Origin of the sequence: Pseudomonas sp. JUb42 (assembly GCF_024807945.1) — a bacterium.
Lineage (GTDB): Bacteria > Pseudomonadota > Gammaproteobacteria > Pseudomonadales > Pseudomonadaceae > Aquipseudomonas.
Genome location: NZ_JANUFD010000008.1, coordinates 353,463 through 359,966, shown reverse-complemented (window position 1 = coordinate 359,966; position 6,504 = coordinate 353,463). Strand labels below are relative to the sequence as shown.

The window sequence follows — 6,504 nt, the reverse complement described above, 5'->3', positions numbered from 1 at the left end:
CAGCTGCTCGGGCACCAGTCGGCCACCGAACGGCTGCCCAGTCCCTTCCCGGCATTTAGGCCTCGACGAATAACCCCAATTACTGGCATGACGTGCTTGGCCATGAGGCTGCTGACGGCATTGGCGTTTGGCTAGCTGCACGGCGCTTGAACCAATGTAAATTTCATTGGTCTGTCCTTCGACAAGGCAGCGAAATGCAGTTGGGTACCGAACAGCTTCAGGCATTGGTACTCGGTCTACCTTGGCAACGCGTTGGAGCATGCGGTGCAATCACACTGCTTTAAGAAGCTGTAATTAGCGCCTTGACCTACTGCCGCAAGCGATCTACTTTGGTAAAATCCACGGCATGACTTCCTCGCCCAATCTCGATCAAATGACTCCCGACCAACTGCATGCATTCGCTGCGCAGTTGATGTTCAAGATCGACACCCAGAGCCGAAAGATCCATCGTGATGAAACGATCATCGAGCAGATCACTCACGAGATCGCCATCCTTAAACGCCACAACTTCGCCAAGCGCAGCGAGCAGATCAGCCCGGCGCAAGGCAGCTTGCTAGACGACCTGCTCAATACCGACCTCGAAGCCATCGAGGCCGAGTTAAAAACTCTTCATCCCGCTCCTGCACAGACAGAGCCACGCCAGCAACCCAAGCGCGCGCCGTTACCAGTGCAGTTCCCACGCACTGTGATATATCACTAGCCGGACAACACCCAGTGCGCGTGCGGCTGCCAGCTTCGGCGCATCGGTGAAGACGTCGGCGAAAAGCTGGAATACACACCGGGCGTTTTTACCGTCGAACAGCACGTTCGCGGGAAATGGGCCTGCCGGCAGTGCGAAACACTGATCCAAGCCCCGATACCGGCGCAGGTGATCGGCAAGGGCATCCCTACTGCCGACCTGCTGGCGCATGTGATGGTGGCGAAGTTCGCCGACCATCTACCGTTGTATCGACAGGAAAAGATCTTCGGCCGTGCCGGCCTGGCCATACCGCGCTCGACACTGCCGCAGTGGGTGGGTCAAACCGGCGTGCAGCTCTAGCCCCTGGTCGATGCGCTGCGCGAAGCGGTGCTGGCCCAGCGCGTGGTTCACGCCGATGAAACGCCGGTACAAATGCTGGCGCCCGGCGAGAGGAAAACTCACCGCGCTTATGTCTGGGCCTACAGCACTACGCCGTTCTCGGCCTTAAAAGCCGTGGTCTATGACTTCAGCCCCAGTCGTGCTGGCGAACATGCGCGTAATTTCTTGGGCACCTGGAACGGCAAGATGGTCTGTGATGACTTTGCCGGCTACAAAGCCAGCTTTGAGCTGGGCATTACCGATATCGGCTGCATGGCCGCGCACGTCGTAAGTTCTTTAACTTGCATGTAGCCAATAAAAGCCAATTGGCGGAGCAGGCGCTTCACTCGATTGGTGGGCTGTACGAAGTCGAGCGACACGCCAAGGAAATGAGCGATGAATACCGTTGGCGACTACGCCAGGAAACGGCGGTGCCGTTGTTACTTCCGGCAATCGACTGCCAAGCGATGTCTTGCCAAAAGATGCCATGTTCCTCGCGAAGCCGTGGTCTCTAGACGTCCTTTTTCAGTAAGTACAGCCGTTTTTGAAGGTCAATCCCTAGCGGACAAAAACCTAGCTCAGATCAGACAAGCATCAAGTGATGCGACAGTAACTGCTCTATCTCGCATGATGCGTATGCTTACCTCAAGGAGGTGCTGACACGGTTGCCTACGCAGCGAGTCAGCGAGGTAGATCAACTCTTGCCGCATCAGTGGGTATTTACCTGAGTCGTGCAACGTGATTTCGGCCTACGCCTACACCGTCCAGCGGTCGCATTGATTTCAAGTTAGCTACCACTAGGCCGATAATGTGAAGGATTTAATTCTAAAACTATCGTCGAGTACCGCCCATGTCCCGGCTGACAAATCTTAAACTGAAGCCCAAGCTGCTAATCGCATTCGGTTTGTGTGCATTGATCACTGTCGTCGTGGCAGCCCTCGGCCAGTCCGGTATTGCCAAGCTTCACGGGCAAATGCAGGACATCGTCAGCAACAATCTGGTTTCAATTCAGAAAACCGACCTGCTCAAGGCAAATGCCATTGCCACCAACCGTGACTTTTTCAAGGCTATCGTGCTGACGGCTGTAAATGCGAGCAAAGACGATATCAATGCTGCTATCCAATCTTATCGCGATAACCAAGCCGAAGCTCAATCCTCGTTCAAGACTTATCGGGCCACTCCCTTGGAGCCTGATGAACGTGCGGCTGGCGATGATTTTGAACGTGATTGGCCCGTTTACATTTCGGCGATAGACTCTGGTTTTGCGGCACTCACTAACGCTGATGTAGGACTGGCCAGAAAAATCGCTGTCGACAGCGTCACACCGGCGTACAAAAAAGTTGTCAGCGAAATAAAAATCATGAGCGAGTCAAACGCTCGCCAAGCTAACGAAACTTCTCAAGCCGCAGCGACCACAAATTCCCAGGTCACCTGGATCCTGATTATTGGATGCCTGATCGCCATTGTTTGCGCGATAGCGCTCGGCATGATTGTGACGGCCATTATTACTCGTCCCATTTATCGATCTGTGGAAGGAGCGGGCCGGGTCGCAAAGGGCGATTTGACCCACTCCATCGAAGTTCAAGGTACTGATGAAACGGGACAGCTCTTGCAATCGCTCTCGGACATGCAAAGCAACCTTAAAGGTACTGTGCAGCAGATCGCCAATGCGTCAGACCAACTGGCCTCTGCAGCAGAGGAATTGACGGCCGTCACTGAGAACAGTACGCGCGGGCTGGTGACACAAAACGACGAAATCCAGCAAGCGGCCACTGCCGTCAATGAGATGACTGCTGCCGTTGAAGAAGTCGCGCGTAATGCGGCTAGCACTTCGCTGATATCCACTCAGACAGCTGAGGACGCCTCAAAGGGCCAAGAGCAGGTGCAGCAGGCGGTGGCAGCCATCAACACTGTAACCGTTGAAATTACAGACTCCACCCAGCGCGTGGAAGCCTTGGCTGGACAGATCCATGACATTACCAAGGTTCTGGAGGTCATTCGTGGCATTGCCGAGCAGACCAATCTGTTAGCTCTGAACGCTGCGATCGAGGCCGCAAGGGCGGGTGAGCAAGGCCGAGGTTTTGCAGTTGTGGCCGATGAAGTTCGAGCGTTGGCCCATCGTACGCAATCTTCAACGGGTGAAATTGAAGCCATGATTGATCGGGTTCGTAACGGAGCCGACGAAGCGGTACAGGCCATGGGTAAAAGTAGGACTCTTGTGCAAAGCACCCAGGAGCTGGCGACGGAAGCGGGGCTAGCTCTGGGACGAATCAGCGAAGGCGTTAACCAGATCAACGAGCGAAACTTGGTGATTGCCAGCGCTGCCGAGGAACAGGCTCAGGTAGCCCGTGAAGTAGACCGCAACCTGGTGAACATCCAAGATATGTCTACCCAGACGGCTGCTGGGGCCAACCAAACCAGCGCATCAAGTCACGAGTTATCGCGGCTGGCTATTTCGTTTAGTGCGCTGGTAGGGCAGTTTAAGCTCTAAAGTTGAGAAAATCTACTGAACGGTTTTAGATGCCGGAAATTCTTTCAACTTTGCCTGAATAGCATGATGGACGTTAAAGCAGCCAAGGAAACCGCGTCTGATACCACCATCATTAATGCTGGAGTTCGGTAGGTGACTTGGCCGGGCGCTTACCTCCTTTGGTCGAATACGACTTTCTATCTGAAGGAAGTTCTCACGCGCCTGCCGACGCAGCGGGCGAGTGAAATCAATCAGTTACTGCCGCATAGGTGGTAGCCGAATCAATCACGCAAAGCGTGTTACCCGGACGCATACTGTCCAGGTAGTTGCCTGCCCAAGCGCAAATGACGCGCTCAGCATTCTTGAGCAGGAGCGGCGGGTGGACTTGGTGCTTACCAATATCCGCATGCCTGGTCAGCTTGATGGTTTGCAGCTGGCTAAGATCGTCTTTGAGCGGTGGCCTGCGCTGCATATAGTCGTCACCTCAGGTAACATTTTGTCCGGCGATGTCTTACCTCCTCCCAAGCAATGCTCCTGCCAAAACCTTGGACGTTAGATGCACTCTTTCAAACAGTCAGTCCGCTGTTGGTAGAGTGGTAGTTAAACGTTTTCAGCCTACGGCAGTAACTCCCGAGCCACTCTCAGTTGTGAACAGGGATCTGCGAGGCGTCTCCGAATCTAGTGGCATTGAGGCGGATATGCGTGCCTGACAAATCGAGCAAATGAAATTTATCACTTTTCGCCGCTGCTACGGGCACCATTTGACTTGCTTGTGATCTGTCCGACAACTACTGAAAAAGCCGTTAATTTCAGCCGCCGCTCTCAAGCATGGCGCGCATGCGAAGGCTTATGGTCTCAATGGAAAACGGTTTCGTTAGCACGGCCATACCTGGGGCCAGTTGACCATCTCCAAGGATCGAATGCTCAGCATAACCAGTGATAAACAGCACTTTTAAATCAGGCCTGGAAACACGAGCCGCGTCGGCTAATTGGCGACCATTTAGTCCGCCAGGCAAGCCTACATCAGTGACCAGTAGATCAATTCGCGTATTCGACTGGAGCACCTTTAAACCTGCCGCGCTATCGCCGACTTCAATCGCTACGTATCCCAGTTCTTCAAGCACATCCGAGACAAGCATCCGTACGGTAGGCTCATCATCTACAACCAGCACCGTTTCACCCTGCTCGCTGCGTCGCATCAGGCCTTGCTGGGTCGAATCAGTCTCGTTAACAACTTCTCCGTAGTGACGAGGTAGGTAGAGACTCACTGTAGTGCCCAGGCCGATCTGAGAACTGATTCTTACCTGCCCACCTGACTGCTGTGCGAACCCATAGATCATGGACAAACCAAGACCAGTACCTTCACCTATAGGTTTAGTCGTAAAAAAGGGTTCAAATGCTCGCGCTACAACCGCTGGCGACATACCTGATCCGTTGTCGGTAACGCTCAGCGAAAGGTACTCTCCTACGGTAATCTGGTGTTGTTGAGCTTCACTTGCATCAAGCTGCTTGTTGGCTGTCTCGACAGTGATGCGACCACCATCAGGCAGTGCGTCACGAGCGTTAATGCATAAATTTAATAGCGCATTCTCGAGTTGAGAGGCGTCCACCAATGTAGCCCAGAGCCCGGACGCTGCGATCACCTCCAAGCCAATAGCGGGCCCGACAGTGCGCTGTATCATTTCCTGCATACCGTTTACTAAGCTATTTACGTTGGTGGGCCGTGGGTCAAGGGTTTGCCGCCGCGAGAATGCTAGCAGCCGGTGAGTCAGGGCTGCGGCGCGCTTCGATGCGCCCTGCGCTGCTGCGATATAGCGCTCAGCATCGCTGTATCGACCTTGCAGCATGCGAATCTGCATCAATTCAAGGGATCCAGAAATACCGGCAAGTAAATTGTTGAAGTCATGCGCCAGACCACCGGTCAATTGTCCTACCGCTTCCATCTTTTGAGACTGTCGTAGCTTCTCTTGAGCATCAAGGAGGTCGGCAGACCTCTCGGCAACGCGTTGCTCTAAGGTCTCATTAAGAGCACGCAATTCGAAAATGGCTTGGTCACGTTCCGCTTCAACTGCACGTCTTCCTTCAACATCGATAAGGACACCAGGAAAACTCAATGGGGTACCATCTGGTGCAGATTCAACTCGGCCATTCGCTTCGAGCCAGTAGTAGTTCCCATCTTTACGCCTGACTCGATACTGGTGAGCGTACTTACCGCCCCTCGCGATAGCCTCGTCAATGGCCTCAGTTAGGCCATTGCGGTCTTCCGGATGCACGGTCGCTATAATTTGGGCAAGAGGAATTCCTTCTCTACCCAATTCAGAATCAAAGCCGAACGCTTCTGCGAACGCATCATCGACTGTAAAGCTGTCTGTTCGGAGATCCCAGAACCAGGAGCCGATAATGGCACCGGCTGCGAGAGCCAGCTGTACGCGTTGCACGCTTTCTCGGGTCAGCGCTTCACTGATACGTAGCCGCTCCTCTACAGCTCGTTGATCAGTGATGTCAATCACAAATCCAGAAAAACTGACAGGCTTGCCATCTGTATCAGAGTCCACGCGCCCGTTCGCGTCCAGCCAGTAGTAACGACCGTCGGCACGTTTGACTCGATACTGATGCCTGTACGAACCACCGCTCACTACCGCCTCTGTGATCGCAGCATCTAAACCGGGCCTGTCCTCGGGATGCACATTCTCAAGAACCCTATTGATGGGTACTTCCATGTCAACGAAGCTGGAGTCGATCCCGAATGCTTCTGTAAAACCGAGATCAACGGTGAAGCTGTCTCTAGTGGGGTGCCAGTTCCAGGTTCCGATGATTCCCCCAGCTGCCAAGGCATGTCGGACATGCTCACTGTTCCTGAGAGCATGAACTTCACAGGCCCGCAGGCTTTCCATCTCAAATAACCTGGATCGAATCCTTTCGTTTTCAGCCCGAAGAGAGGCAATCTCATCCAGCTCAGAGGTCATTGAAATTCACC

Annotated in this window: 4 protein-coding genes and 2 pseudogenes; 5 read left to right on the top strand and 1 reads right to left on the bottom strand. The window is 53.7% G+C overall.

Features of this window, described 5'->3' with window-relative positions:
* Nucleotides 1–92: 92 nt before the first annotated feature.
* The 5 genes and pseudogenes from tnpB (at nucleotide 93) to M2401_RS34595 (ending at nucleotide 4,083) form a co-directional block, all read left to right on the top strand.
* Nucleotides 93–284, top strand: coding sequence for an IS66 family insertion sequence element accessory protein TnpB (tnpB, locus tag M2401_RS34610; protein WP_409033943.1), 192 nt, complete (start codon nucleotides 93–95; stop codon nucleotides 282–284).
* A gap of 62 nt (nucleotides 285–346) precedes the next feature.
* A pseudogene (gene tnpC / locus M2401_RS18405) lies at nucleotides 347–1,785 on the top strand (IS66 family transposase).
* A gap of 122 nt (nucleotides 1,786–1,907) precedes the next feature.
* Nucleotides 1,908–2,690, top strand: a pseudogene (locus tag M2401_RS34605) (MCP four helix bundle domain-containing protein); the annotation flags it as partial.
* Nucleotides 2,685–3,548: a methyl-accepting chemotaxis protein gene (locus M2401_RS34600; RefSeq protein WP_409033951.1), complete on the top strand. Its 864-nt coding sequence runs from the start codon at nucleotides 2,685–2,687 to the stop codon at nucleotides 3,546–3,548. The pseudogene M2401_RS34605 and the gene M2401_RS34600, both read left to right, overlap by 6 nt.
* Before the next feature lie 220 nt (nucleotides 3,549–3,768).
* Nucleotides 3,769–4,083 (top strand): response regulator, encoded by a 315-nt coding sequence (locus M2401_RS34595; RefSeq protein ID WP_409033942.1) that lies wholly within the window; start codon nucleotides 3,769–3,771, stop codon nucleotides 4,081–4,083.
* Nucleotides 4,084–4,336: 253 nt separating this feature from the next.
* On the opposite strand, the gene M2401_RS18390 is transcribed toward M2401_RS34595, so the two are convergent.
* Complete coding sequence (locus tag M2401_RS18390; protein ID WP_409033941.1) at nucleotides 4,337–6,493, bottom strand: PAS domain-containing protein; 2,157 nt, start codon at nucleotides 6,491–6,493, stop codon at nucleotides 4,337–4,339.
* Nucleotides 6,494–6,504: the final 11 nt, after the last annotated feature.

Coding starts and splice junctions, on each gene's coding strand:
- M2401_RS34600 (WP_409033951.1), top strand. CDS start 2,685: ATGCAAAGCAACCTTAAAGGTACTGTGCAGCAGATCGCCAATGCGTCA.
- M2401_RS18390 (WP_409033941.1), bottom strand. CDS start 6,493: ATGACCTCTGAGCTGGATGAGATTGCCTCTCTTCGGGCTGAAAACGAA.